Source organism: Streptomyces sp. NBC_01003 (assembly GCF_045162695.1).
Taxonomy (GTDB): domain Bacteria; phylum Actinomycetota; class Actinomycetes; order Streptomycetales; family Streptomycetaceae; genus Streptomyces.
In genome coordinates, this window is the sequence record NZ_CP108707.1 from 7,662,062 (window position 1) to 7,688,297 (window position 26,236).

A 26,236-nucleotide genomic window follows, 5' to 3' on the forward strand; every position below is an offset into this window, starting at 1 on the left:
TAACGTCCGCCTGATGTCCGCGAACGACGACGACTCCTCCACGCCCGGCCGGGGCGCGCGGCGACGCGCGCTGGGCCGGGGGCCGGGGACGACGCGGCTGCCGTCGCCGGAGCCGGAGATCGGTCCCGAGCCAGAGCTCGTTCCTGAGCCGGATGCCGACCCGGAGCCGGAAGTTCAGGAGCTTGCGGGTCCCGGCCCGGATCTGGGGATTCAGGAGGCCGCGGGCTCCGACGCGGAACCGGAACTTGAGCAGCCTGTGCCCGATGACGGGCGGTTCAAGGTACGGCTGGCGAACTTCGAGGGGCCCTTCGATCTGCTCCTCCAGCTGATCTCCAAGCACAAGCTGGACGTCACCGAGGTCGCCCTGTCCAAAGTGACCGACGAGTTCATGGTGCACATCCGCGCCATGGGGTCCGAGTGGGATCTCGACCAGACCACCGAGTTCCTCGTCGTCGCCGCCACGCTCCTCGATCTCAAGGCCGCCCGGCTGCTGCCGACCGCCGAGGTCGAGGACGAGGCCGACCTCGCACTCCTGGAAGCGCGTGACCTCCTGTTCGCCCGGCTGCTCCAGTACCGCGCGTACAAGAAGATCGCCGACATCTTCAGCGAGCGGCTCGACGAGGAGGCGCGGCGCTATCCGCGGACCGTCGGTCTGGAGCCGCACCACGCCGAGCTGCTGCCGGAAGTCGTCATCAGCATCGGGGCGGAAGGATTCGCCCGGCTCGCGGTGAAGGCCATGCAGCCCAGGCCGAAGCCCCAGGTGTACGTCGACCACATCCACGCCCCGCTGGTCAGCGTGCGCGAACAGGCCGGGCTCGTCGTGGCGCGGCTGCGGGAGCTGGGCGAGGCGAGTTTCCGGGTGCTGGTGGAGGACGCCGACGACACCCTGACCGTCGTGGCCCGCTTCCTGGCGCTCCTCGAGCTGTACCGGGAGAAGGCCGTGAGCCTGGAGCAGGAGGAGGCCCTGGGGGAGCTTCTCGTGCGCTGGACCGGAGGGGAGAGCGAGGGGGAGCCGACCGTCACGGACGAGTTCGACAGGCCTCCCGAGACGGCCGGCAAAGACGGTGCAGAGACGAAGGCCGAGCGGGGCGGGGCGGAGGAGAAGCAGGCATGACGGGCATGAGCGGGCAGGAAGTCGTCGCCGGGGCCGACCGGGTCGCCGAGCTGGATCTCAGGCCGGCCCTGGAGGCCGTACTGATGGTCGTCGACGAGCCGGCGACCGAGGAGCACCTCGCGAAGATCCTGGACCGGCCCCGAAGGGCCGTGGCGGACGCTCTGCGGGCGCTGGCGGACGAGTACACGGTTCAGGGCCGCGGCTTCGAGCTGAGGCTCGTGGCGGGCGGCTGGCGGTTCTACACCCGGCCGCAGTACGCGGCGGCCGTGGAGCGTTTCGTGCTCGACGGGCAGCAGGCCCGGCTCACCCAGGCGGCTTTGGAGACGCTCGCGGTCGTCGCGTACCGCCAGCCGGTCAGCCGCTCGCGGGTCTCCGCGGTGCGCGGAGTGAACTGTGACGGCGTGATGCGGACCCTCCTCCAGAGGGGCCTCGTGGAGGAGGCGGGCGCGGAACCCGAAACAAGTGCGATCCTGTACAGGACGACGAACTACTTTCTGGAGCGGATGGGCCTGCGCGGCCTGGACGAGCTCCCGGAACTCGCGCCCTTCCTTCCGGAGGCGGACGCGATCGAGGCCGAGACGCAGGAAGGGGTCCCGTCGTTCGACCCGGACGCACCCGATGCGCCGGGTTACGAGGACGCAGACGACTAGACGGAACTTTTGATGCGAAGCAGCAGCAGCGGCAGGAACAGCAGCGGAAACAACGGCGGGAGCCGTGGTGGCAACAGCGGCGGCCGCGGCAGCAGTGGCGGCGGTGGCGGTCGCGGCGGCAGCACGGGCGGCGGTGGCCGCGGCGGCAGCGGTGGTGGCGGCGGTGCTCGCGGCGGCAGCGCCGGCGGCGGTCGCGGGAACTACCGGGGTGCCGGCAACGACCGTGACGACAAGCAGGGCCGGCCGAGCAAGCCGCGTCCCGAGGAGCGTCGCTACGACGTGAGCCCCGGCGACAGCGGCGGCGCCGGGCCGAGGAAGGGCCGGGGCGCGGCAGCGCGCGGCGGCGCCAAGGGCGGCCCCCGTACCTCTCAGGGCACCGGTGCCCGCGGCAGCGGTCGCGGCGCCCCGTCGACCTCTCGGGAGTACGACGTCCGGCAGGAGGAGCGCAACCGCGACCGTTACGCGGGCAAGCCCACCGTCAAGACCCCCAAGACCTTCCCGGGTGCCGAGCAGGAGGGCGAGCGGCTCCAGAAGGTGCTCGCGCGGGCCGGTTACGGCTCCCGGCGCGCCTGCGAGGAGCTCGTCGAGCAGGCCAGGGTCGAGGTCAACGGCCAGATCGTGCTCGAGCAGGGTCTGCGCGTCGACCCCGAGAAGGACGAGATCAAGGTCGACGGCCTGACCGTGGCCACGCAGTCGTACCAGTTCTTCGCGCTGAACAAGCCGGCCGGTGTCGTCTCCACCATGGAGGACCCCGACGGCCGCCAGTGCCTGGGCGACTACACGAACAACCGCGAGACGCGGCTGTTCCACGTCGGGCGGCTCGACACCGAGACCGAGGGCATCATTCTGCTCACCAACCACGGAGAGCTGGCCCACCGCCTCACGCACCCCAAGTACGGCGTGAAGAAGACCTACCTCGCGCACATCGTGGGCCCGATCCCGCGCGACCTGGGCAAGCAGCTCAAGGACGGCATCCAGCTGGAGGACGGGTACGCGAAGGCGGACCACTTCCGCGTCGTCGAGCAGACCGGCAAGAACTACCTCGTCGAGGTCACCCTGCACGAGGGCCGCAAGCACATCGTGCGGCGCATGCTCGCGGAGGCCGGGTTCCCGGTCGACAAGCTGGTGCGGGTGTCCTTCGGGCCGATCGCGCTGGGCGACCAGAAGTCGGGCTGGCTGCGGCGCCTGTCCAACACCGAGGTCGGCATGCTGATGCAGGACGTCGACCTCTGAGTGGTCTCTTGAAGCGCCCGAGCCCGCCGCTCCTGCGGTGCCTGGCTCTTGTGTGTGCCACCCCCCTCTCTTTATAGTCGTTAGGACCATAAAGAGAGGGGGGTGGTGTGCGTGCGGGGCTATTACAAGTACGCCTTCGAGCCCTTCGCCGTCACCGTCGATCTGGCCGTATTCACGATCCGGGACGGCGCGCTGAGAGTGCTGCTCGTCGAGCGGGGACAGGACCCGTACGCGGGACACCTGGCGCTGCCCGGCGGTTTCGTCCTGCCCGACGAGTCCGCGGAGACGGCGGCGGCGCGCGAACTGGCCGAGGAGACCGGCCTGTCCGACGTCACCGGACTGCACCTGGAACAGCTGCGCACCTACAGCGACCCGGACCGCGACCCCCGCATGCGGGTCGTCTCCGTCGCGTTCGCGGCCCTCGTGCCCGACCCGCCCGAGGTGCGCGGGGGCGGTGACGCCGCCCGCGCGGACTGGCTGCCGTACGGCACGGGCGCGTACGGCCCGCTCGCCTTCGACCACGACCGGATCCTCGCCGACGCGCACGACCGCGTCGGCGCCGGCATCGAGAACACCTGCCTGGCCACGGCCTTCTGCCCACCCGAGTTCACCCTCGGCGAGCTGCGGGGGGTCTACGAAGCGGTGTGGGGCGCCGGCCTCGACCCCGCCAACTTCCGGCGCAAGGTCCTCGCCACCCCAGGCTTCGTCGAACCGGTGCACGGCGCCGCCCGGCTCACCGGCGGCCGCGGGAAACCCGCCGCGCTCTACAAGGCCGGGCCCGCCACCGCCCTGCACCCGCCCCTGCTCAGGCCCCCCGTGGAAGGACCACCTTCATGAAGAAGCGTGCGGCGACCGGCTCCCTCGTAGGGCTCGCTCTGGGGGACGCGCTCGGGTTCCCGACCGAGTTCAACGACGTGCCGTCGATCCTCGCAAAGTTCGGGCCCTGGCGGCAGATGGCCCTGGCCGAGCCCGCGATCGTCACCGACGACACGCAGATGACGCTCGCCCTCGGGCGCGGTCTGCGCACCGCGATGGACCGCGGCGTGCTGGAGCCCCTGCGCATGACGCGGCCCGTGCGCGAGGAGTTCATCGACTGGTACCAGTCACCGGAGAACAACCGCGCCCCCGGCAACACCTGCCTCCAGGCCTGCGATCTCCTCACGCGCGGCAAGCCCTGGCGGGAGGCCAGCCGCATCGGGTCCAAGGGCTGCGGCGCCAACATGCGCGTCGCGCCGGTCGGCCTGGTCCCCGGCCTCAGCGGCGAACAGCGCGCGGGCGTCGCCCAGTTGCAGTCCGCACTCACCCACGGCCACCCCACGGCCCTCGCCGCCTCCGACCTCACCGCGCATGCCGTCCACCTCCTGGCGCAGGGCGCGGAGCCGGCCGGTCTCGTCGGGATGCTGCGCTCGTACGCGTACGAGAACCGGCAGAAGTACCACGAGCCCTGGCTCGGCGACCTGTGGGCGCACGCCGTCGACCCGAGCCCGGAGCACTTCATCGCGCGCGGCTGGGACGACTGCCTGGCCGCTCTCGAACGGCTCCAGGAGGCGCTGGCCTCGCCGTCGCCCGAGACCGACCCGTGCCTGGCCACCGGGGCGGGCTGGATCGCCGAGGAGGCGCTCGCCACGGGCCTGCTCTGCTTCCTGCTCTTCGTCGACGAACCCGTCACCGCCCTGCGCCGCGCCGCCTGCACCTCGGGCGACTCGGACTCGATCGCCTGCCTCACGGGGGCTTTCGCCGGGGCGTACCTGGGCGACGAGGTGTGGCCGGCGGACTGGTCGGAACGGATCGAGTACCGGAGCGACCTGCTGTCGCTCGGCGCGCTCTGGGACGCTTGATCGATGACGACGGACGAAGCCATGACGACGTACGGGTCCCCGCCGGAGGGCGACAGGGACGCCCTGCGTGCCGCGGGCGTGCCCGACGCCGAGCTCGGGCGGATCGTCGCCGAGCAGGCGGACCCGCTGCTGTTCGCGACGGTCTCGGGGGCGCACCTCTACGGGTTTCCCTCCCGGGACTCCGACATCGACCTGCGCGGTGTCCATCTGCTGCCCGTCGAGGCGCTCGTCGGACTGCGCGAGCCGGAGGAGACCCGGACCCGGATGTGGGACACCGGCGGTCTTGAGATGGACCTCGTCACCCATGACCTGCGCAAGTTCGTCCGTCTGCTGCTCCGGCGCAACGGTTACGTGCTGGAGCAGCTGCTTTCCCCGCTCGTCGTGCACACCACCGACGCCCACGCCGAACTCGCGGGGCTCGCGCCCGGTGTCCTCACCCAGCACCACGCCCACCACTACCGCGGCTTCGCCAACACCCAGTGGCGCCTGTTCGACAGGACGCGGGAGCTCAAGCCGCTGCTGTACACGTTCCGGGCGCTGCTCACCGGCATCCTCCTGATGCGCACCGGCGAGGTGCAGGCCCATCTGCCCACGCTCCTGGGCGAGTTGGAGGCACCCTCGTATCTGCCGGAGCTGATCGCGGCGAAGGCGGAGGCAGAGCACGGGGCGGCCGACATCGGCCACGCGCGCGTGGCCGACGACATAGAAACGCTGCACGCCGTCCTCGACGCCGCGCAGGAGGGCTCAGCGCTGCCGGACGCCCCGACCGTCCACGACGCCCTGCACGACCTCGTCGTACGGCTCCGGCTGAAGGGCTGACGCCCGCCGGACCTCGAACAGGAAGTCCGCCACCCGCGCCCGGTCCGGCTCGGCCGGCAGCGGGGTGCGGACGGCGGCCTCCTCCGCCTCGGCGCCCAGGCGCGCCATCCGGGCCACCACGTCGTCCCAGGAAACCTCGCCCCGCTTCACCGTGAGCAGCGCCTCACGGGCATCACCCACGTCGAGGGTCAGCCGGCCGGTGCGGAGCAGATCGCGGCAGGAGGCGAGGAGCCGAAGTAGATGCATCGCGTGCTTCCAGCGCGGAGCGCCGTACTGGCGGACATCGGCGTCGAGCTTCTTGCGCTGGCCCAGCGCGTAGCCCGTGAACGTGGCGTGGACCTGCTGGGACAGGAACGCCTCACGCAGGTCGAGCAGTTCGCGACCGGTGTCGGTGACGTGCTCGACGAGCGGTGAGTGCAGGCACTCCAGGATGTTCGGATTGGCCCGCAGGGCGAGCTCGCAGAAGCGCTCCAGTTCCCAGGAGAACTGCTCGTCCGCCGGACCGTCGACATGCGTCGGCGGCTTCTCGAACCGCCAGAACATCGGCGTCGGCGCCACGAAGACGCCCCGGCGGTCGGTGTCGCTGCCGTCCGTGGCCAGGCCGAACGCCCGCGACCCCATCACGCAGGAGTAGATCGTGTGGTCGCGCACCAGGTCGAGGCCCTCCGTCATGGACGGAGCGTACGGGCTGCCCCCGGCCGGGGCGGAGCGAATTTCCGGCGTCCGTGATCTTCGGGAGGGCGGGCCGGCGAGGGCCGCCTGAGTGGCGACCGTGTGTGGTTCGGGTCACATTGGCATGGTCCGTGGACTCCAGAAGTGGGCCCACGCAAGACCCCAAGAACGTTCCGAAAGGCGTGACCATGGCGGGTGACGACGATCTGGGAAGCCTGCTCAGCGGCCTCCTCGGTGACAAGGCGGGCGGTTCGGCGGGCGGGGTCCTGACCTCGCTCCTGGCCGCGTTCGCCAAGAGCCAGGGCGGCTCGCAGGGTGGCAATTCGCTGGGCGGCCTCCTGGAGACACTCGCCAAGTCGGGCCTCGGCGGGCAGGCGCAGTCCTGGGTCGGCACCGGCTCGAACGAGCAGCTGACCCCGGACCAGGTCAAGGAGGCCCTGCCGGACGACACGCTCCAGAAGGTGGCGGCCGAGTCGGGCGTCACCCCGGACCAGGCGGCGCACGACATCGCGAGCGCCCTGCCCGCGGCCGTCGACAAGCTGACCCCGCAGGGCGAGGTGCCGAGGGTCTCGCTCGACGAGCTGGTCAAGGAGCAGAAGCTCTGAGGCGGCGCACCGCATCGAACCCCAGCGCGGCGTCCCGTCTCGGCAGGCGGGCGCCGCGCGCCGGTGTCCGGGGGGCTGGCTAGGCTTGGCACCTCATCAGCCTGAACGTACGCGAGCAAGGAGCGACACCGTGGCGGTACGAGCGGTCCGGGGCGCCGTCCAACTCGAACGGGACGAAGCCGGACACATGGACGAGCAGGTCAGTGAGCTGCTCACCGCCATCCTTGAGCGGAACGCGCTGACCTCCGACGACCTGATCTCGATCTGGTTCACGGCCACGCCCGATCTGCACTCCGACTTCCCGGCCGCCGCCGCGCGCAAGCTGGGCATCGTCGACGTGCCGCTGATCTGCGCGCAGGAGCTCGACATCGAGGGAGCGCTGCCGCGCGTCGTGCGCGTCCTCGCCCATATCGAGTCCGAGCTGCCGAAGTCCGGGATCGCGCACGTGTACCTCGGTGCCGCGGCCGCCCTGCGCAAGGACATCGCCCAGTGAGAACCGCCCTCGTCATCGGCACCGGTCTCATCGGTACCTCCGCCGCCCAGGCGCTCGCCTCGCGCGGCGTGCAGGTGCACCTCTCCGACCACGACCCGACGCAGGCCCGCACCGCCGCCGCACTCGGAGCCGGCACGGACGAGGCGCCCGAGGGACCCGTGGACCTGTGCCTCGTGGCCGTGCCGCCCGCGCACGTCGCGACGACCCTGGCCGACGCGATGCGGCGCGGAGTGGCCCGCGGATACCTCGACGTCGCCAGCGTCAAGGGCGGCCCGCGCCGCGATCTTGAGGCGCTCGGCCTCGACCTCAGCCCCTACATCGGTACGCACCCCATGTCGGGCCGCGAGCGCAGCGGGCCCCTGGCGGCCACCGCGGATCTCTTCGAGGGCCGCCCCTGGGTGCTGACCCCCACCCGCGACACCGACACCGAGGTCCTGAACCTCGCGCTGGAACTGGTCGCGCTGTGCCGGGCCGTCCCCGTCGTCATGGACGCGGACGCCCACGACCGCGCCGTCGCCCTCGTCTCCCACATGCCGCACCTGGTCTCCAGCATGGTCGCGGCGCGCCTCGAGCACGCCGAGGAGTCGGCCGTACGCCTGTGCGGCCAGGGCATCCGGGACGTGACGCGCATCGCGGGCTCCGACCCCCGCATGTGGATCGACATCCTCTCCGCGAACCCGGGCCCGGTCGCCGACCTGCTCTCCGCGGTCTCCGCCGACCTCGACGAGACGGTGAGCGCCCTGCGCTCCCTCCAGTCCTCGGACGAGGCGAAGCGGAGCGAGGGCGTCACCGGCATCGAGGAAGTCCTGCGCCGCGGGAACGCGGGCCAGGTCCGCGTCCCCGGAAAGCACGGCGCGGCCCCGGCGGCGTACGACACCGTGGCGGTCCTCATCTCCGACCAGCCCGGCGAGCTGGCCCGGATCTTCGCCGACGCGGGCGCCGCGGGCGTCAACGTGGAGGACGTCCGCATCGAGCACGCGACCGGCCAGCAGGCGGGCTTCGTCCAGTTGCTGGTCCAGCCGGCCGCGGCCCCGAAACTGACGGCCGCGCTGCGCGACCGCGGCTGGGCGATGCGCCAGTAGGGCCTGTCGTCAGGGGCTGTAAGGGCAGGGTGCCTGAGCCAGTAACCTTGTGCGGGGCGCCTTTGCGCCCCGCCTCCCTGTCCCGTGCACTGAGAAAGGTGTCCGCAGCCCCGTGGAAACCGCCGCAACCGCCGCAAGCGCCGCCCCGGCAGCAGTGATCGTCGCCATCGACGGCCCCTCCGGCACGGGCAAGTCGAGCACCTCGAAGGCCGTCGCCGCCCAGCTCGGGCTCAGCTACCTCGACACCGGCGCCCAGTACCGGGCGATCACCTGGTGGATGGTGAACAACAACATAGACCTGACCGACCCGACGGCCATCGCCGCTGTGGCCGGCAAGGCCGAGATCGTCTCCGGCACCGACCCGTCCGCCCCGACGATCACGGTCGACGGTGTCGACGTCGCCGCTCCCATCCGCACCACCGAGGTCACCTCGAAGGTCAGCGCCGTCAGCGCCGTCCCCGAGGTGCGTGCCCGCATCACCGAGTTGCAGCGCTCCATCGCCGCCTCGGCGGAGCAGGGCATCGTCGTCGAGGGCCGTGACATCGGTACGACCGTCCTGCCCGACGCCGACCTGAAGATCTTCCTCACCGCGTCGCCGGAGGCCCGCGCGGCCCGCCGCAGCGGTGAGCTCAAGGGCGCCGACGTGAAGGCGACCCAGGAGGCCCTGATCAAGCGGGACGCCGCGGACTCCAGCCGCAAGACGTCCCCGCTGGCCAAGGCCGGCGACGCCGTCGAGGTGGACACCTCCGAGCTCACGCTCCAGCAGGTCATCGAGTGCGTCGTCACCCTCATCGGGGAGAAGCGGGCAGCGAAGTGACCGCGGCTTCCCCCTCGGAAAGAGGCGCGGAGGTCGGCCGCCGCATCGGGGTCGGCCTCATGTACGGGCTGTGGAAGCCCCGCGTCCTCGGCGCCTGGAAGGTCCCCGCGACCGGCCCGGTGATCCTGGCCGTCAACCACGCGCACAACGTCGACGGGCCGATGGTCATGGGCGTCGCGCCCAGGCCGACGCACTTCCTGATCAAGAAGGAAGCGTTCGTCGGGCCGCTCGGCACGTTCCTGGGCGCCATCGGCCAGGTCGAGGTGGACCGGTCGACGGCGGACCGTACGGCGATCACGCGTGCGCTGAGCGTGCTCGACGAGGGGGGAGTCCTCGGGATCTTCCCGGAGGGCACCCGAGGGGGCGGCGACTTCGCCTCCCTGCGGGCCGGTCTCGCCTACTTCGCCGTGCGCAGTGGGGCGCCCATCGTGCCGGTGGCGGTCCTGGGAAGCACGAAGGGGCGGGGCCGGTTGATAAAGGCGCTGCCGCCACTGCGCAGCCGCGTCGACGTCGTCTTCGGGGACCCGTTCCCGGCGGGCGACGGCAGCGGGCGGCGTACGCGCAAGGCGCTGGACGAGGCGACCGTGCGCATCCAGGAGCGGCTCACCGCCCACCTGGAAAACGCCAGGCGCCTCACCGGCCACTGAGCGAGACTTTCAGTAGTGGACCGCCGTAAGCGATCAGACGGTCCACCGATCACCACGATGAACGACGAGGTACGGACTTCATGAACGACCAGATCCAGCCGGAGGGCTCGGCCGAGCACGAGCACGGGGCCCTTGGCGACGCGGAGTACGCGGAGTTCATGGAGCTCGCCGCGGTAGAGGGCTTCGACATCGAGGACGTCGAGGGCGCGATCGAGGAGGCGGGCCACGGCCCGCTGCCCGCACTCGCCGTCGTCGGCCGCCCCAACGTCGGCAAGTCGACCCTGGTGAACCGCATCATCGGCCGCCGCGAGGCCGTCGTCGAGGACAAGCCGGGCGTCACCCGCGACCGCGTCTCGTACGAGGCCGAGTGGGCGGGCCGCCGCTTCCGGCTCGTCGACACGGGCGGCTGGGAGCAGGACGTCCTCGGCATCGACGCGTCCGTGGCCGCGCAGGCCGAGTACGCGATCGAGACCGCCGACGCGGTCGTCTTCGTCGTCGACGCGACGGTCGGCCCGACGGACACCGACCTCGCGGTCGTACGGCTGCTGCGCAAGGCCGGCAAGCCGGTCGTGCTGTGCGCCAACAAGGTGGACGGGCCGAGCGGCGAGGCGGACGCCACCGCCCTGTGGTCCCTCGGCCTCGGCGAGCCGTACCCGGTCTCTGCCCTGCACGGCCGCGGCACCGGCGACATGCTGGACGCCGTCATCGAGGCGCTCCCCGACGCCCCGGCGCAGACCTTCGGCACCGCGATCGGCGGCCCCCGCCGCATCGCCCTCATCGGCCGCCCGAACGTCGGCAAGTCCTCCCTCCTGAACAAGGTGGCGAACGAGGACCGCGTCGTCGTGAACGAGCTGGCGGGCACCACCCGCGACCCGGTCGACGAGCTGATCGAGCTCGGCGGCAAGACCTGGAAGTTCGTCGACACGGCGGGCATCCGCAAGCGGGTCCACCTCCAGCAGGGCGCGGACTACTACGCCTCGCTGCGCACCGCCGCCGCCGTCGAGAAGGCGGAGGTCGCGGTCATCCTGATCGACGCGTCCGAGTCGATCTCGATCCAGGACCAGCGCATCGTGACGATGGCCGTCGAGGCGGGCCGCGCGATCGTCGTCGCGTACAACAAGTGGGACACGCTCGACGAGGAGCGGCGCTACTACCTGGAGCGCGAGATCGAGACGGAGCTCGCGCAGGTCGCGTGGGCGCCCCGGGTGAACGTGTCGGCGACGACCGGGCGCCACATGGAGAAGCTCGTCCCCGCGATCGAGACGGCACTCGACGGCTGGGAGACGCGCGTTCCGACGGGCCGGCTCAACGCCTTCCTGGGTGAGCTGGTGGCCTCGCACCCGCACCCGATCCGCGGCGGCAAGCAGCCCCGCATCCTCTTCGGTACGCAGGCCGGCACGAAGCCGCCGCGGTTCGTGCTCTTCGCCTCCGGCTTCATCGAGGCCGGCTACCGACGGTACGTGGAGCGGCGCCTTCGGGAGGAGTTCGGTTTCGAGGGGACGCCGATCCATATTTCGGTCCGGGTGCGCGAGAAGCGCGGCCGCAAGAAGTGAGTTAGCGCCTACCGTTCGCGGCGTGGACCGGGCGGCAGTGCGGCAGGGAGGTTGCTCCCGGTGCTGTGCTGCCGCCCGTTCGTGTGCCAGGAGCCGGACGGCGGCGAGCTGGGGACGTGCTGCGGTTCGTGGTACGACGTGCTGTGCCGGGCGCTGGTGCTGTGATGCACGGCGTACGTGCCCGAGCCGAACGCGGAGAACGAGAGGTTCTCCTCGCCACTGCGGTCGCCCGGCAGGGCCCGGAAGGACCGGCGGTACTCCGAGTACAGGGCGTCGTAGATCGGTGTGGCCGAGCGGCCACCCGCCGATTCGTGCGTCCCGCGCATGGCGGGGATCGGGGTCGGATACTGCGGGCGGCGAGGGAGGTCGTATGCGTGCACGTAGGTGCCAACGACCCGCACACCCTCACGGATGCGGCCCGGTCTGCGCTTTCGCAGGCCGAGGGGGGTGCGGGCGGCGCACGCGGAGGTGCACGGAACGGCGTCCGGGGGCCGGGTACGACCGTGGGCCGGGCATGCGCCCGGCCCAAGGTCACCTCGGCTCGTGACGGAACGTCACGTACCGGCCAGCGGCATCGTCGCGCCGACGAGCAGCCCGTTCGCCGCGGCCTTGTCGAGGGCGTCGCGGAGCAGGTCCTCACGGGGCTGACGGCCGATCGTGCCGGACGGGGCGGCGAAGACGAGGACGGAGTTCGTCTTGTTCGCCGCGGCGCGCCAGCTGTCGGTGACGTGCAGCGGCTGGTGCGCCTGCCACCACGCGACCTGACCCGCAACGACGGTGCCGGGCTGCAGTACGGCGTGCAGCTGGCCCATGACGAGCAGCACGGACCAGCCGTGCAGCACCGGCGGCACCTGGCCGACCTGGGCGGTCGGCGTGAAGCCCTGCTCCACGAGGAGGGTCAGGAACTCGTCGATGCCGCCCGTCGCGCCGGGGCGGGCGATCGGCCCGGTCGGCTCGACGACGAGCGCGGGGTGCAGCTCACCCGAGATCAGGACGAGCCCGCTGGTCACGCCGAGCACGGCCTGCTGCGGCTGCGGGGCGGCCTGCCCGGGAATGGGCTGCGCCGCGGGGGAGGGGACGGGGGACCCTGCGGCGGGTGCGCCGCCGTCGCCGGTGATGGAACGTACGGCTCCCTGCAACTGCTCCTCGGACACCTGGACGACCTGCGAGGGCAGGCAGGTGGAGTGGGCGAAGGCGAGGACGGCGGTCTCGTCGCCGATGAACAGGACGGTGCTGGTGCGCTCCTGTTCCGAATCGCCCGGAGTACGGCAGGACGTGCAGTCGTACGTGCCCGGGGCGTTCTCTCCGGCGAGCAGCCGGTCGGCTTCTGCGTCGCCGATCTCGGCGCGTACGTCGTCGCTGACGTCGAGCATGCGCGGCACGGGTGGCTCCTCGGATTCGGTGTGTTGCTGCGTCGAATGTGGCCGGGCGGCCCCCGGCTCATAAAGAAGACAACGGATGATCTGTGCCGGGGGTCACGCCCGGAAGGGGACGGAATCGACCCATCCGGCGCACGGCGCGAACCGGCGGCCGGAATCAATCGCTCCGCATCAACTCTCTTTGTGTCTAAGGGAATTGATGCGGGGAGGTGGGTTCCAGGTCGCCAAGCCCACAGGTCGACAAATCATGAAATCGCGCAATGAAACAGGTGGCTGAAAACAGTCGTTGGCGCATACGTGTCTTCGGCGGTCCGGGTGGCGGCCGACCGGGTGGGGCCGGGTCCGGCGCCGGGCGCGGCTCGGCGGGGGCGTGGGCTCGTCCGCCTAGCGTGACGCGATGCGCCCCATGCCCGTGATCCGCAAGCGCCCCGCACGCCGCTTCCTTCTCGCGGCCCTGCCGGCCCTGTTCGCCGCCCTGCTCACCCCCGCGGCCGCGGCCGCCGCCTCGCCGCCGCCGGCTCCCGGCCCCGGGCGTCTGAACCCCAATCTGTCCGAGTGCGTCAAGGATCAGTGGCCGTGGGGCTGCCTGGCCGAATGCGAGAGCACCGGGCACTGGCACATGAACAGCGGCAACGGCTACTACGGAGGGCTGCAGTTCTGGCAGTCCACCTGGAAGGAGCACGGCGGTCTCATGTACGCCCCGCGCGCGGACCTCGCGACGCGCGCCGAGCAGATCGCGGTCGCCGAGAAGGTGCTGGGCGCCCAGGGCTGGCGCGCCTGGCCCGTCTGCTCCAAGGTCCTCAAGCTCGACGGCCGCGTCCATGTGGTCGAGCAGGGCGAGACCCTCAGCTCGATCGCCGCGCGCTACGGGGTCAAGGGCGGCTGGCAGGCGCTCTACAAGGCCAACGAGCAGATGGTCGGCAACCGTCCCGACCGCCTCAACAGCGGCACCATGCTGCTCATCCCGAAGGCATCGGCCAAGAGCCTCAGCTGAGTTCGGCGGACCCGACGGCGAACACGACGGCGCCGCGCCGCAGTTCGGGTGGGTCACTCAAGGGGGTGACGTCACCACGAACTGATTCGTGGTACCTCAGCCCTCCTACCTGCCTTGATGTCGGAAAGCGTCAAAAGGTTCCACAAATCGTCTCTCAATCACGCATCCGTTCTGGAACAAGATGGTGATGAAGCCCAACCTCTGCCCCCGCATCCCTGTCTAACCCCGCGGTAGGCGGACGAGACGGACTGTCCGCGAGGAACAGTGGAATACGGGGACGCATGCAGATTTCTTTCCTGATTCACAACGCGTACGGAATCGGAGGGACGATTCGGACGACGTACAACCTCGCGAACACGCTTGCCGAACAGCACGACGTCGAGGTGGTCTCCGTCCTGCGCCACCGTGACGAGCCGGTCTTCAGGCCCGACCCGAGAGTCCGGGTCCGCCACCTCGTCGACATCCGCAAGGGCACACCGGGCTATGAGGGCGACAGCCCCGAATACCGCACCCCCGCCACGACGTTCCCGCGCGCCGAGGGCCGCTACGACCAGTACAACGCGCTCACCGACCGCCGGATCGCCGAGCACTTGCGCGCGGTCGACGCCGATGTCGTCGTCGGCACCCGCCCGGGACTCAATGTGCACCTGGCCCGCCAGACCCGGCGGGGCCCCCTGCGCGTCGGTCAGGAACACCTCACGCTCGACAGCCACCCGACCGCGCTGCGCAGGCAGTTGCGCGCGGTCTACCCGCGGCTCGACGCGCTCACCACGACCACGGAGGCCGACGCCCGGGCGTACCGCGCGAAGATGCGGCTGCCCGGCGTACGGATCGAGGCCGTGCCGAATTCCGTGCCCGCGCCCGGCGTCGAACCCGCGGACGGCTCGGGCAAGTGGGTCGTCGCGGCCGGCCGGCTCGCGCCGGTGAAGCGGTACGACCTGCTGGTCAGGGCCTTCGACCGGGTCCGCGCCGAGCGGCCCGACTGGCGCCTGCGGATCTACGGCAGCGGCAAGCAGAAGGACAAGCTCCGCGCCCTGATCGACGACCTCGGCCTGTACAACCACGTGTTCCTCATGGGCCCCGCCCACCCCATCGAACCGGAGTGGGCGAAAGGTTCCATCGCCGCCGTCACCTCCAGCCTGGAGTCGTTCGGCATGACCATCGTCGAGGCGATGCGCTGCGGCCTCCCGGTGGTCGCCACCGACTGTCCGCACGGCCCCGGCGAAATCATCGACAACGGTGTCGACGGGCGCCTGGTCGAGGTGGGCAACGTCGAGGCGATCTCCGGCGGCCTCCTCGAACTGATCAACAACGACGCGCTGCGCGCCCGGATGGCGAGCGCCGCGCTCAAGGACTCCGAGCGGTTCGACCCGGCGCACATCGCCGAGCGTTACGAATCGCTGTTCGGCTCGCTGACGGCCCGCCGCGGCGGAGGCCTTCTGCACCGCACCCGCGGCGCGCTGCTCGGGGGCGCGTACGCGGTGCGGGACGCGGGACGCTCCGCGTTCACAGCCCAGGGAACGTCACAGAGAAAGGGGCGCACGGCATGACGCCGCCGACAGCTTCGGCAGACTTCTCGGCCTCGGCCTCGGCCTCGGCCTCGGCCGCCTCGTCCGAGCCTTCCGTGGGCGACGGGGCCACGGCGCCCCGCGCCGACTGCATCGCCGACTCGGCGGGCGGTCTCACCTTCGACGTCACCGACCACGGCGGGCCCGACCCGGCCCATCTGGTCCTCACCGACCGGGACAGCGGCGAGGACGTGCGCCTGCCGCTGACCCCGGCGGGCGACGGCAGCCTGCGGGCGGCGCTGCCCAGCAGCGTCCGGCTGCCCGAGGGGCGCTGGGACGTCTTCGCGCAGGTGGCCGGCGAGGAGCCGCAGCGCCTGGCCCCCGGCCTCAACGACCTGCGGTCCCTCGTCGACCGCGTGCCCAGCGGCTCCCGCGGTTTCGTCGCCGTCCGCATCCCCTACGCGACCAAGCACGGCAACCTCACCGTGCGCAGCTGGTTGCGCGCCCCGCACGCCGAGGCGGGCGAACTGCTCATCGCGGACGGCGAGATGACGGTCCGCGGCCGCGTCTACGGCACCGCGATCACCCCCAAGGCGTACGCCGAGATACGTTCACGCCAGGACGGCGGGCCCGCCCTGCGCACCGAACTGACGCCGCGCGGCGAAGAGTTCACCTTCCGCGTCGGGTACGAGGAGCTGGACGCGGGACGCTGGGACCTGTGGGTGCGCCCGGAGGGCGAGGACGGACTCGCGGTACGCGTCGCCCGGCTCCTGGACGACGTCGCCGACAAGAAGCCGATCTTCACCTACCCGACCGCGCGTCTCGACACCGAGCGCGGCCGGATCGCGGTCGAGCCGTACTACACGAGCGACAACGACCTGGCGGTCCTCGTGACCACGGCCGCCGCCGAGTAGTCCGCGCGCGGCGCCCTTGCGGACGCCGGCTGTCCGCGAGGGCTGGCAGACTCGGGCCCATGCTGGAGACCTCGGCCCGACTCCTGCGGCTGCTGTCGCTGCTGCAGGCCCACCGCGAGTGGTCGGGCGCCGACCTCGCGGACCGGCTCGGCGTCACGCCGCGCACCGTCCGCCGTGACGTCGGCCGGCTGCGCGGGCTCGGCTACCCCGTAGACGCGAGCCCCGGCACGGGCGGCGGCTACCGGATGGGCGCCGGGGCCGAGCTGCCGCCGCTGCTCCTCGACGACGACGAGGCCGTCGCGGTCGCCGTCGGCCTGCGCACCTCGGCCGGCCAGGGCATCGAGGGCATCGGCGAGGCGTCCGTACGGGCCCTGTCCAAGCTCGAACAGGTCCTCCCCAGCCGGCTGCGCCGCCGTGTCTCCGCCCTCAACGCGTTCACCGTGCCGATGCTCCGCGGCCCGGGCCCCTCCGACGTCGACCCGTCCGTCCTCACCGAACTCGCCACCGCCTGCCGGGACTCGGAGCTGCTGCGCTTCGCCTACGAGGACCACGGCGGCGCCGTCACGCGCCGCACCGTCGAGCCGCACCGCCTGGTGTGCAGCGAGCGCCGCTGGTACCTGGTCGCCTGGGACGCCGACCGCGAGGACTGGCGCACGTTCCGCGTCGACCGCATCACGCCGAAGCCGCCGCACGGACCGCGCTCCACCCCGCGCACACCACCGGCCGACGACCTCGCCGCGTATGTCTCGAAGGGCGTCTCGCAGGGCCCGTACGCCACCGCCGCCACGCTCCGGCTCCTGGTGCCCCTGGAGGAGGCGAGACAGCGGATCAGCCCGTCGGCGGGCACGCTCGAGGCCGACAGCGACGGCAGCTGTGTGCTGCGCACCGGGGCGGCGAGCCTCGACGTGATGGTGATCCACGTGGTCCTGATGGGCTTCGAGTTCGAGGTGCTCGAACCCGACGGGCTCACGGACGCGATCAGGACCGCTCGGGACCGTCTGTCCCGGGCACTGGAACGGGCCGGCTCAGCGGACGGGCCGACGCGAACTCCGGATGGTGCAGGTCGAAGGCCGGGGACTCGGAGCGGATCCGGGGCAGCGTGAGGAAGTTGTGCCGCGGCGCCGGACACGGTGTCGCCCACTCCAGCGAACGCCCGTAGCCCCATGGGTCGTCCACGTCGACCTTCTCGCCGTACCTGGCCGTCTTCCAGACGTTGTAGAGGAACGGCAGCGTGGAGAAGCCAAGCAGGAACGAGCCGATGGTCGACAGGGTGTTGAGCGCCGTGAACCCGTCGGCCGCCAGATAGTCCGCGTACCGCCGCGGCATGCCCTCGGCGCCGAGCCAGTGCTGCACCAGGAACGTGGTGTGGAACCCGACGAACAGTGTCCAGAACTGGATCTTCCCGAGCCGCTCGTCGAGCATCTTCCCGGTGAACTTCGGCCACCAGAAGTAGAAGCCGCCGAACGTCGCGAAGGCGACCGTGCCGAACACGACGTAGTGGAAGTGCGCGACCACGAAGTACGAGTCCGTCACATGGAAGTCCAGCGGCGGTACGGCGAGGATGACGCCGGTCAGGCCGCCGAACAGGAACGTCACCAGGAAGCCGACGGACCACAGCATCGGGGTCTCGAAGGACAGGGACCCCTTGATCATCGTCCCGATCCAGTTGAAGAACTTCACGCCCGTGGGCACCGCGATCAGGAACGTCATGAACGAGAAGAACGGCAGCAGCACCCCGCCCGTCACGAACATGTGGTGCGCCCACACGACGATCGACAGCCCGGTGATGGCCATCGTGGCGCCGACCAGCATCGAGTAGCCCCAGATCGGCTTGCGGCTGAAGACCGGGAGGATCTCGGAGACGATGCCGAAGAACGGCAGCGCGATGATGTAGACCTCCGGATGGCCGAAGAACCAGAAGAGGTGCTGCCACAGCAGCGCACCCCCGAACTGGGCCTCGAAGACCACGGCCCCGAAGCGCCGGTCCGCCTCCAGGACGAGCAGCGCCGCGGCGAGCACCGGGAAGGCCATCAGCACGAGGATCGACGTGAACAGCGTGTTCCACGTGAAGATCGGCATCCGGAACATCGTCATGCCGGGCGCCCGCATCCCGATGATGGTCGTCAGGAAGTTCACCGCGCCGAGGATCGTGCCGAAGCCCGCGAGCGCCAGACCCATGATCCACATGTCGGCGCCGACGCCCGGTGAGCGCGTCAGGCTGTTGAGCGGGGCGTACGCGAACCAGCCGAAGTCCGCGGCCCCGCCGGGCACCATCAGCGAGCCGATCACGATCAGCCCGCCGAACAGGAACAGCCAGTACGAGAACATGTTGAGCCGGGGGAACGCCACGTCGGGGGCGCCGATCTGCAGCGGCATGATCTCGTTGGCGAAGCCCGCGAAGGTCGGGGTCGCGAAGAGCAGCAGCATGATCGTGCCGTGCATCGTGAAGAGCTGGTTGTACTGCTCGTTGGACAGCATCTGAAGCCCGGGCCGCGCGAGTTCCGCCCGCATCAGGAGCGCCATGACGCCGCCGGCGAGGAAGAACGCGAACGACGTGATCAGGTAGAGGTGGCCGATCTTCTTGTGGTCCGTGGTGGTCAGCCACTCCACGACGATCCGGCCCGGCGTCTTCGTCCGCGCCGCTCCTGGTGCCGGCTGCACGGGCTGCACGTCCGTCGTACCCATCGCTTGCCCCCTCGCTTCTCGCGCCCCGGGCCTGCCTCGAGCACACGCCATGATGCTCGCTTCCCCACCGACTCCGACAGGGGGCGTACGGGAGCTCTGTGTCGCGTTCATGCAATTCCGATGGGGCGTCAACTGATGAAGAGCGCCCGTGAATCCGAATTGGGCCGGTCCCGGACGCTGCCGTGGCGCTATTTCCGGGCACGTTATCCGGGCGCTTTCGGTGAAGTCGCGGAATTATGCCGTGGCGCGCGCAGAACAAGCGCAGAAGGAGCATGGAATCGCTCGTTCGTGTGACGGAGTTCGAGTGAAACGCGTGTCGTGGACCTGTGACAGAAGCGTGACCGGAGGGGGACCCGTGACGGCCTGCGGCCCGCCCTGGTGTCAGGCGGCCCGGCCGCCTAACGTGGCGGTCATGGCACCCATTCCGACCCCTCCCGCAGACCCCCAGGACACCCTCGACACGTACGTCGGCCTCGATGCTCCGGGCGCCGAGGCGCGGGCCCGTGAGCGCGGCTGGTCCACGGTCAGGTCGCTGCCCCCGGGCGCGATCATCACCATGGAGTACCGCGCGGGACGGCTGAACTTCGAGGTGTCCGACGGCACCGTGACCCGCTGCTGGAAGGGCTGACGGGACAACGCGAAGGCCCCCGGTTCCGTGTGGGACCGGGGGCCTTCGCGTTGCGGGGATCAGGTGGTGCGTACCGGCCCCGCGGCCTGCGGCGCTCTCGCGCCTACGCCGGTCAGCCGCCGGCGATCGGGCGGGCGGCCGACGTGGTGCCGCGCGGCACCCGGTCCGCGTGCGGCGGCCTGCGGCTGCCGGCCGGGGTGACCGGGGTGCGCTCGGAGCGCGCGGTGTGCGGACCCGGGGCGAGCAGCCCGGGGGGCCGCACCGCCCGTGCGGTGCCGACCGGTTCGCGTACCGGCGGCTCCTCCGAGGCCGGCGGGGCGGCGCGCTGCGGAACCAGCGTGGGCGTGGCGGCGGCCGGGGCGGGCGCCGGGAGCGCGCCGGAACGGCGGCTGCGCCACAGCTCGCGCAGCGAGAAGATCCAGGCCTCGACCTGCGTGATCAGCGGCTCGACCCAGGGCAGCGCGAGCAGGATGAGCAGACCCGCGGCCCAGCCGAGGAAGACATCGCTCAGCCAGTGCGTACCGAGGTACACGGTGGTCAGGCCGACGCTCAGCGAGATCACGGCGGAGGCGGCCGACAGCCAGCGCCTGGCGCGCGGCGTCGAGGCCAGATAGGCGAGGATTCCCCAGGTCACCACGGCGTTGGCGGTGTGGCCCGAAGGAAATATATCGCCGCCCTGCCACATCTCGTTCGAGCCGATGGTGGTCGCGTAGTGCGGGCCGAGGCGGCCCATGCCGAGCTTGGCGGCGCCCACGGTGATGTTCAGGAGCAGCAGCGCGGCACCGAACATGAGCAGCGGCCGCAGCGTGTGCTGACGCCAGGAGCGCCAGCCGAGCCAGGCCATGACCATGACCGCGGTCGGCCCACGCTGGCCGAGCACGACCCAGTAGTCCAGGAACGCGTGGATCTCGGGCCACTGCTGGTAGGGCCGGAAGAACATGACCTGCCAGTCGAACGTGACGAGCCAGGACGTGATCAGCACGGCCACCACGATGGCGAGGTAGAAGGACAGAGTGGCTCCGAAGAGCACGACCCTGTGCCGGCTCATCCTGGGCACATCCAGGTTGACCGGTCGTTCCGGCTCACGGTCGAGGCGGGCGAAGAGCCGCTCCAGACGGGTGAGGTTTCGTTCGGTACGCACCCAATCGACGCTACAGCGAGTGAGTGCCGAACCCGGCCGAATCACTCGGTTTGTGATGACGATGTGATGTGGGATTGCTCTCAGGGGGGCGTTTATTCCTGCGGATATCACTATCCGACCGGAGCGTTGCCTTCAATTACATTGATCATTTCGTGCATTCGTTTTTCGGCGCGCCCGAATTCGTTCACCGATGGCTTCCCTGGAATTTCCCGTCCGATCACCCGGCGCGATCGGACGGGCCTGCCCGGGCCCGCCGGGTCGATCAAGCCGATCAGGGAGGCCCCGACCCGTTCAGCCAGAAGGCCCCGTACACCGCCGACGCCACGGCCACGCCGCCGAGCACCGTCGCCGATCTGCTCGTGCGCAGCCGGGCGAGCGCCACCGCGACCGGCAACAGGAGCGGGAACGCGGGCAGCAGCAGCCGCGGCTTCGAGCCGAAGTAACCCGACGCGCACAGCGCGAGCGCGACGACGATCCCGCAGTAGACGAGCAGCGCGAGCGGCTGACCTCGCCGTACGCACAGCACGTAGAGCCAGATGACGAGCGCGACCCCGACGATCAGGCCGAGCCCCGCGAGCGCCGAGGGGAACGACGTGAACTTGTCACCGACGAAGCGCGCGAAGGCGAGACCGCCGTCGAAGCCGTTGCCCCACTGACCCTGGACGTCGAGATAGCCGAAGAGGCCGCCCCCCGTGCGATGGCCCACCCACAAGACGTACGCGGCGGCGCCCAGGGGGGCGAGCAGCATGCCGACGGTCATACGCCAGGAGATCCTCTTTTCGCGCACGACCTGGACCACGGCCGTCGCCCAGAGCGCGGCGACCACCGCCGCACCCACCGGCCGGGTCAGACCCGCGAGCGAGGCGAGCAGCCCCGCGCTCACCCACCGTCCGGTGAGCACCAGGTACAGCGACCAGGCCGCGAGCGCCGTGAACAGTGACTCGCTGTACGCCATCGACTGCACGATCCCGACCGGGAGCACCGCCCACAGCACGACCGCGCAGACGCCGGCCCGCCGCCCGTACAGCAGCTCGGCCACGAGGAAGATCCCCCAGGCCGCGCAGAGCGACGCGAGCCAGCTCACCGCCAGGCCCGCGTCCGCGTACGACAAAGGGCTCACCGCCGACACCAGCCGCTCCAGCCACGGCAGCAGCGGGAAGAACGCGAGGTTCGAGTGCACCGTGCCGTCCGGCAGGCGCACCTCCCAGCCGTAGCCGAAATCGGCGACGCGGGTGTACCAGAGCGAGTCCCAGCGGGCGGTCAGCAGCGTGTGCGGGCTCTTCCCCTTCGCCGCGCTCCACACGGCGAGCAGGATCAGGCCCAGGGCGCGCACCCCGGCATAGGCAAGGAGCGCCGGCGCCGCGCGGCGCAGCGCACCGGCCGCCCGGGCCGGCGCGCTCCGCGGTTCTTGCAGGTCGACTTCGGTCACGGCGTCGATTATCGGCGCCGGGCGCAACCGGACCGCACGCCCGGTGCGTGGTCCGGGACGCAGAGCGTGGCGTACGCCACACTCCGCGGCTGAGCGCATGAGAGGTCCGCCACGTGTCACCGCAATGGACTCGCGTACTCTGGCGGCTCACTCGCCAATCGTTGCGTGGGCACGGGAGTCCGCTCCTTCCGGCCGCAACCGCGGGGAAGTCCCCACCCCGCGGATCCGCCGAGCGCGAGGGACCACTGGGAGGTACGCATATGACCGGGACGATCACGGCCACCGCGCCCTCTCGCCTGCGGACCGCCGGGCCAGGCGCCAATCGCTGGGTCGTCCTCGTCGTTCTGTGCACCAGCCTGCTGCTCGTCGCCCTCGACGCGACCGTGCTGCATGTCGCCGTCCCCGCCGTCACCCAGGACCTGCGCCCCTCGGCCGTCCAGCTGCTCTGGATCGTCGACGCCTATCCGCTGATCTGCGCGGCGCTCCTGATCCTCTTCGGCACGCTCGGCGACCGTGTCGGCCGCAGACGCGTACTGCTCCTCGGATACGGCCTCTTCGGCGTGGCCTCCGCACTCGCCGTGTTCGCCTCGACACCGCACATCCTGATCCTGGCCCGCGCGCTGCTCGGCGTCGGCGGCGCGATGATCATGCCCGCGACCCTGTCGATCCTGCGCGCGGTCTTCCCCGACCGGCGCGAGAGGGCCGTCGCGATCGGCGTCTGGTCCGCGGTCGCCGCGGTAGGCGCCGCCACCGGACCGGTCCTCGGCGGCTTCATGGTCGAGCACTTCTGGTGGGGCTCGGTCTTCCTGATCAACATCCCGCTGATGGCCGTCATGCTGCCCCTCGGCCGTCTCATACTTCCCGAGTCCAAGGGCCGCTCCGACGGGCCCTGGGACGTGGTCGGCGCCTTCATGGCGGCCGTCGGAATGCTCGGTGTCGTCTACGGCGTGAAGCGGCTCGGTGTCGACCGCGACCTGCTCGACCCGTCCGCCGTCGGCCCCTTCCTCGTCGGCGCGGCCGTGCTGATCGTGTTCGTGCGGCGGCAGAAGCGCCGCGAGCACCCGCTCATCGATATGAAGATGTTCGCGAGGCCCGCCTTCTCCACCGCGGTCGGCTGCATCGTCCTCGCCATGCTCGCCCTCGTCGGCCTGGAGCTCATCGCCGTCCAGTACCTCCAGCTCGTACTCGGCCTGAGCCCCCTGGAGACAGGCGTACGGCTGCTGCCACTCACCTTCGCGGCGATGGCCGCGGGCGTCCTCGGCTCGGCCCAGCTGCGCCGCTTCGGACCGCGCCGCATGGTCTCGGCCGGCTTCGTACTCACCGCGGCCGCGGTGCTCATGCTCACGCTGATGGGACAGCACGACCGGCCGTCGCTGCTCACCTTCGGCTTCATCCTTCTCGGCTTCGGCCTCCAGACCACCCTCTTCGGTGCCTACGAGTCGATGCTCAGCGAGGCCTCGGCGGAGGACGCGGGCGGCGCCGCGGCGATCGGGGAGACCTCATACCAGCTCGGCGCGGGCATGGGCATCGCCCTGCTCGGCTCGGTGATGAACGCCGCGTACGCACCGGGGATCGCCCGGGTCACCGGAGTGCCCGGATCCGCGAGCGCCCACGCGGGCAACTCGCTCGGTGAGGCGTACCAGGTCGCGACGCGGCTCGGCGGCACAGCCGGTGAGGCGCTGCGCAGCGCCGCCCGGGTCGCCTTCGTCCACGGACTGCACGTGACGCTGTTCGTCAGCGCCGGGCTCCTGCTGCTCGGGGCGGTGGCCGCGCTGCGGCTGCCCAAGCGGATGGAGTGCGAAGCCGCTGCCCCGCAGGACGCTGAGGGCACGGCGAAGATCGGGCCCCAGCGCGGTCCCGAGCGGGTCGGCGTGGAGTCCACTGTCGCGTGACGGCTGCCGCGGGCGGTGACCCGGCCGAGGGGCCGGGCCCTGGCCACCCGTGACGCTCAGCTCTGGTTGAAGAAACCGTCCGTCGGACGGCTCTCCGCCTCGCCGTTGACCACCTGCGTGTCGGCAGGGCTCAGCAGGAACACCCGGTTCGCCACCCGCTCGATGGAACCCCGCAGCCCGAACGTGAGCCCGGCCGCGAAGTCGACGACGCGCTTGGCGTCCCCGGGCTCCATGGCCGTGAGGTTGATGATGACCGGGACACCCTCCCGGAACATCTCGCCGATGCCACGGGCGTCCCGGAATCCGTCCGGGGTGACCGTGCCGATCCGGCGGCCCTGCTCCTCGGCGGTGTCGGCCGCCACCTTCACGCGTGGGTCCGTGACCCAGGCGGCGCCGGTCTGGGGCTCGGACCCCTCGACCCTGTCGTCGTCGTAGCCGTCGTAGTAACGCTCGTCATCGTTGTCGTCGACGAGGCCAAGCCAGGCACTCGCCTTGCGCACCGATCCCATGGACGCCTCCTCTCACAGCGGTTCCTCTGCGTTTCGCATCCCTATGGTCGTCCATGATGCGGATGGTGCGCCAAGTGGATAGTCGGCGCGCGGGGTTTTCGTGACGCTACTGGTGCAGAGTCAACACGGCGCTGTCCCAAGAATCCCAAGGGTCGTATCCCGTACGGCTGCTGACAGTGAGTGAAATATGATTCTTCGCGGCGTACGGGTGACGACCGGTGCGTACGGGTGAACGGCACCCTCGATACGATGCCGCAGCTTACGTCTTCAAGACCCTCGGGGGAGTCGTCTTGTTCGGAATAGTCCGGCCCTGCAGCCATCGTCTCGGTGAGGGGCTCAAAGCGCAATGGATGGCTCATCTGTGCGGACTCTGCCTGGCGCTTCGCGGTGACCACGGGCAGTTCGCGAGGATTGTCACGAACTACGACGGTTTGCTGATCTCGGTTCTGACGGAGGCTCAGGCCGAACAGGCCGCCGGGGGACGGCGCACGGCGGGGCCCTGTCCACTGCGCGGAATGCGCACCGCCTCCGTCGCGCGGGGCGAGGGCGCCCGGCTCGCCGCCGCCGTCTCACTGGTCCTCGCCTCGGCGAAGGTCCGCGACCACGTCGCCGACGGCGACGGCCTCCTGGCCCGCAGGCCGGTGGCCGCGGCGGCCCGCCGGGTGGCCGCGAAGTGGGGAAAGGCCGGCTCCCGTACGGGTTCTGACGTGGGGTTCGATACGGCCGTCCTGGTCGACGCCGTGGAGCGCCAGATCGGGATCGAGTCGCTCGCAGGCCTCGGAACCCCGGTGCTCACGGTCACCGAGCCGACCGAGACGGCGACCGCCGCCGCCTTCGCGCACACCGCCGTCCTCGCGGGACGCCCGTGCAACGCGGCGCCGCTCGCCGAGGCAGGCCGGCTCTTCGGGCGGCTCGCACACCTCCTGGACGCCGTGGAGGACAAGGAAGCTGACGCTGCGTCGGATGCCTGGAACCCGCTCACGGCGACGGGCACGGACCTCACCGAGGCGCGCCGCCTCGCCGACGACGCGCTGCGCGGCATCCGTCTCGCCCTGCGCGAGGCCGAATTCGTCGACGGCACGCTCGCGCATCTGCTGCTCGTCCACGAACTGCGCCGCTCGGTCGACCGCGCCTTCGGCACGTCGGGCTGCGCGCACGGCGCCGACGCGTCCCATGGCACTGATCCCTCTCACGGAGCCGGCCCCTCACACGGCGCGCACGCACCGACGGCGTCCAGCCCGCAGCAGGGCCCGGGTGCGCCCGGCCCCTGGGTGCCCACCGGATCGGGCCCGTATGTGCCACCCGGGTCCTCCGGACCGTACGGCTCGCAGAATCCGTACGGCGGCGGGCAGGGCGGTCCCGGTGGTCCGGGCGGTCCCGGTGGCTTCGGTGGGGGGCCGTCCTTTCAGCCGCCGAAGCCCGGCAAGCGCGGGTTCTTCGCCGGGTGCGCCGCGGCGATCGGGCTCTGCTGCACCTGCAAGGTGTGCTGTGCCGACGAGTTCGAGGGGCCCTGGTCCCGGAAGAAGCGCGACGGCTGGTGCAGCGACTGCTGCTCGACCGACTGCAGCTGCTGCGAGGCGTGCTCCATCTGCGAATGCTGTGAGTGCTGCTCCTGCTGCGACTGTTGAGGCCTC

25 protein-coding genes and 1 pseudogene are annotated in these 26,236 nt (G+C 71.2%); 19 read left to right on the forward strand and 7 right to left on the reverse strand.

The annotated features are described in order from the left end of the window. Positions 1–13 precede the first annotated feature (13 nt). The 6 genes from OG698_RS34945 to OG698_RS34970 all read left to right on the forward strand — a co-directional run bounded on the left by OG698_RS34945 (position 14) and on the right by OG698_RS34970 (position 5,654). Entirely contained in the window at positions 14–1,114 is a 1,101-nt protein-coding gene (locus OG698_RS34945; RefSeq protein WP_406107764.1) for a segregation and condensation protein A, read from the forward strand. Then, positions 1,111–1,764, forward strand: coding sequence for an SMC-Scp complex subunit ScpB (gene scpB / locus OG698_RS34950; protein ID WP_398377150.1), 654 nt, complete (start codon positions 1,111–1,113; stop codon positions 1,762–1,764). The genes OG698_RS34945 and scpB overlap by 4 nt, the downstream gene beginning before the upstream one ends. A gap of 12 nt (positions 1,765–1,776) precedes the next feature. Continuing rightward, positions 1,777–2,997 (forward strand): pseudouridine synthase, encoded by a 1,221-nt coding sequence (locus tag OG698_RS34955; protein WP_406107766.1) that lies wholly within the window; start codon positions 1,777–1,779, stop codon positions 2,995–2,997. Positions 2,998–3,102: 105 nt separating this feature from the next. Beyond that, the gene (locus OG698_RS34960; protein ID WP_406111477.1) at positions 3,103–3,834 is read left to right on the forward strand and encodes an NUDIX domain-containing protein; all 732 of its coding nucleotides are present in this window, start codon (positions 3,103–3,105) and stop codon (positions 3,832–3,834) included. Continuing rightward, positions 3,831–4,835, forward strand: a complete 1,005-nt coding sequence (locus OG698_RS34965; protein WP_406107768.1) for an ADP-ribosylglycohydrolase family protein — start codon at positions 3,831–3,833, stop codon at positions 4,833–4,835. The genes OG698_RS34960 and OG698_RS34965 overlap by 4 nt, the downstream gene beginning before the upstream one ends. Before the next feature lie 3 nt (positions 4,836–4,838). Continuing rightward, complete coding sequence (locus OG698_RS34970) at positions 4,839–5,654, forward strand: DNA polymerase beta superfamily protein (RefSeq protein WP_406107769.1); 816 nt, start codon at positions 4,839–4,841, stop codon at positions 5,652–5,654. Here the strand turns inward: OG698_RS34970 and OG698_RS34975 are convergent. Next, positions 5,580–6,326 (reverse strand): DNA polymerase beta superfamily protein, encoded by a 747-nt coding sequence (locus OG698_RS34975; protein ID WP_406107771.1) that lies wholly within the window; start codon positions 6,324–6,326, stop codon positions 5,580–5,582. The genes OG698_RS34970 and OG698_RS34975 overlap by 75 nt on opposite strands. A gap of 188 nt (positions 6,327–6,514) precedes the next feature. Here OG698_RS34975 and OG698_RS34980 point away from each other — a divergent pair, with 188 nt between their 5' ends. The 6 genes from OG698_RS34980 to der all read left to right on the forward strand — a co-directional run bounded on the left by OG698_RS34980 (position 6,515) and on the right by der (position 11,523). Beyond that, complete coding sequence (locus OG698_RS34980) at positions 6,515–6,931, forward strand: YidB family protein (protein WP_406107772.1); 417 nt, start codon at positions 6,515–6,517, stop codon at positions 6,929–6,931. Positions 6,932–7,061: 130 nt separating this feature from the next. Beyond that, positions 7,062–7,424, forward strand: coding sequence for a chorismate mutase (aroH, locus tag OG698_RS34985; protein WP_100599003.1), 363 nt, complete (start codon positions 7,062–7,064; stop codon positions 7,422–7,424). After that, positions 7,421–8,506, forward strand: a complete 1,086-nt coding sequence (locus OG698_RS34990; protein ID WP_406107773.1) for a prephenate dehydrogenase — start codon at positions 7,421–7,423, stop codon at positions 8,504–8,506. The genes aroH and OG698_RS34990 overlap by 4 nt, the downstream gene beginning before the upstream one ends. A 112-nt stretch (positions 8,507–8,618) precedes the next feature. Then, positions 8,619–9,323: a (d)CMP kinase gene (cmk, locus tag OG698_RS34995; RefSeq protein WP_406107774.1), complete on the forward strand. Its 705-nt coding sequence runs from the start codon at positions 8,619–8,621 to the stop codon at positions 9,321–9,323. Next, entirely contained in the window at positions 9,281–9,970 is a 690-nt protein-coding gene (locus OG698_RS35000; protein ID WP_406107775.1) for a lysophospholipid acyltransferase family protein, read from the forward strand. Before cmk ends, OG698_RS35000 begins: the two co-directional genes overlap by 43 nt. A gap of 80 nt (positions 9,971–10,050) precedes the next feature. Then, positions 10,051–11,523 (forward strand): ribosome biogenesis GTPase Der, encoded by a 1,473-nt coding sequence (gene der / locus OG698_RS35005; protein WP_100598999.1) that lies wholly within the window; start codon positions 10,051–10,053, stop codon positions 11,521–11,523. A gap of 8 nt (positions 11,524–11,531) precedes the next feature. Here the strand turns inward: der and OG698_RS35010 are convergent, their stop codons facing one another. Together OG698_RS35010 and OG698_RS35015 are read right to left on the reverse strand one after the other, a co-directional pair. After that, positions 11,532–11,849 (reverse strand): hypothetical protein, encoded by a 318-nt coding sequence (locus OG698_RS35010; protein ID WP_406107777.1) that lies wholly within the window; start codon positions 11,847–11,849, stop codon positions 11,532–11,534. A gap of 228 nt (positions 11,850–12,077) precedes the next feature. Next, entirely contained in the window at positions 12,078–12,905 is an 828-nt protein-coding gene (locus tag OG698_RS35015; protein ID WP_406107778.1) for a hypothetical protein, read from the reverse strand. 394 nt (positions 12,906–13,299) lie between these two features. Here OG698_RS35015 and OG698_RS35020 point away from each other — a divergent pair, with 394 nt between their 5' ends. The 4 genes from OG698_RS35020 to OG698_RS35035 all read left to right on the forward strand — a co-directional run bounded on the left by OG698_RS35020 (position 13,300) and on the right by OG698_RS35035 (position 17,421). Further along, positions 13,300–13,896, forward strand: a complete 597-nt coding sequence (locus OG698_RS35020; protein ID WP_406107780.1) for a transglycosylase family protein — start codon at positions 13,300–13,302, stop codon at positions 13,894–13,896. Between the two features lie 281 nt (positions 13,897–14,177). After that, the gene (locus OG698_RS35025; protein WP_406107782.1) at positions 14,178–15,446 is read left to right on the forward strand and encodes a glycosyltransferase family 4 protein; all 1,269 of its coding nucleotides are present in this window, start codon (positions 14,178–14,180) and stop codon (positions 15,444–15,446) included. Continuing rightward, positions 15,443–16,318 carry a hypothetical protein gene (locus OG698_RS35030; RefSeq protein WP_406107783.1) on the forward strand — a complete coding sequence of 292 codons (876 nt, stop codon included), beginning with the start codon at positions 15,443–15,445 and terminating at the stop codon, positions 16,316–16,318. The genes OG698_RS35025 and OG698_RS35030 overlap by 4 nt, the downstream gene beginning before the upstream one ends. A gap of 59 nt (positions 16,319–16,377) precedes the next feature. Beyond that, positions 16,378–17,421: a helix-turn-helix transcriptional regulator gene (locus OG698_RS35035; RefSeq protein ID WP_406107784.1), complete on the forward strand. Its 1,044-nt coding sequence runs from the start codon at positions 16,378–16,380 to the stop codon at positions 17,419–17,421. On the opposite strand, the pseudogene ctaD reads toward OG698_RS35035, so the two are convergent. Further along, positions 17,336–19,003: pseudogene (ctaD, locus tag OG698_RS35040) on the reverse strand (cytochrome c oxidase subunit I); the annotation flags it as partial. The gene OG698_RS35035 and the pseudogene ctaD sit on opposite strands and share 86 nt — an antisense overlap. Positions 19,004–19,415: 412 nt before the next feature. Between ctaD and OG698_RS35045 the strand changes: the two are divergent. Next, positions 19,416–19,631, forward strand: a complete 216-nt coding sequence (locus OG698_RS35045) for an I78 family peptidase inhibitor (protein ID WP_100598994.1) — start codon at positions 19,416–19,418, stop codon at positions 19,629–19,631. Positions 19,632–19,743: 112 nt separating this feature from the next. Here OG698_RS35045 and OG698_RS35050 read toward each other — a convergent pair whose 3' ends face one another. Next, positions 19,744–20,772 (reverse strand): phosphatase PAP2 family protein, encoded by a 1,029-nt coding sequence (locus tag OG698_RS35050; RefSeq protein ID WP_406107786.1) that lies wholly within the window; start codon positions 20,770–20,772, stop codon positions 19,744–19,746. A gap of 271 nt (positions 20,773–21,043) precedes the next feature. Beyond that, on the reverse strand, positions 21,044–22,201 hold the full coding sequence (locus OG698_RS35055; RefSeq protein ID WP_406107787.1) for a hypothetical protein: 1,158 nt from the start codon (positions 22,199–22,201) through the stop codon (positions 21,044–21,046). A 260-nt stretch (positions 22,202–22,461) separates the two neighbouring features. Here OG698_RS35055 and OG698_RS35060 point away from each other — a divergent pair, with 260 nt between their 5' ends. Continuing rightward, a complete protein-coding gene (locus tag OG698_RS35060; protein ID WP_406107789.1) occupies positions 22,462–24,093 on the forward strand; it encodes an MFS transporter in 1,632 nt (543 codons plus the stop codon). A gap of 56 nt (positions 24,094–24,149) precedes the next feature. On the opposite strand, the gene sepF is transcribed toward OG698_RS35060, so the two are convergent. Continuing rightward, positions 24,150–24,602, reverse strand: a complete 453-nt coding sequence (gene sepF, locus OG698_RS35065) for a cell division protein SepF (protein WP_399970429.1) — start codon at positions 24,600–24,602, stop codon at positions 24,150–24,152. Between the two features lie 290 nt (positions 24,603–24,892). On the opposite strand from sepF, the gene OG698_RS35070 reads away from it, so the two are divergent. Next, positions 24,893–26,230, forward strand: a complete 1,338-nt coding sequence (locus OG698_RS35070; RefSeq protein WP_406107791.1) for a DUF5685 family protein — start codon at positions 24,893–24,895, stop codon at positions 26,228–26,230. Positions 26,231–26,236 lie beyond the last annotated feature (6 nt).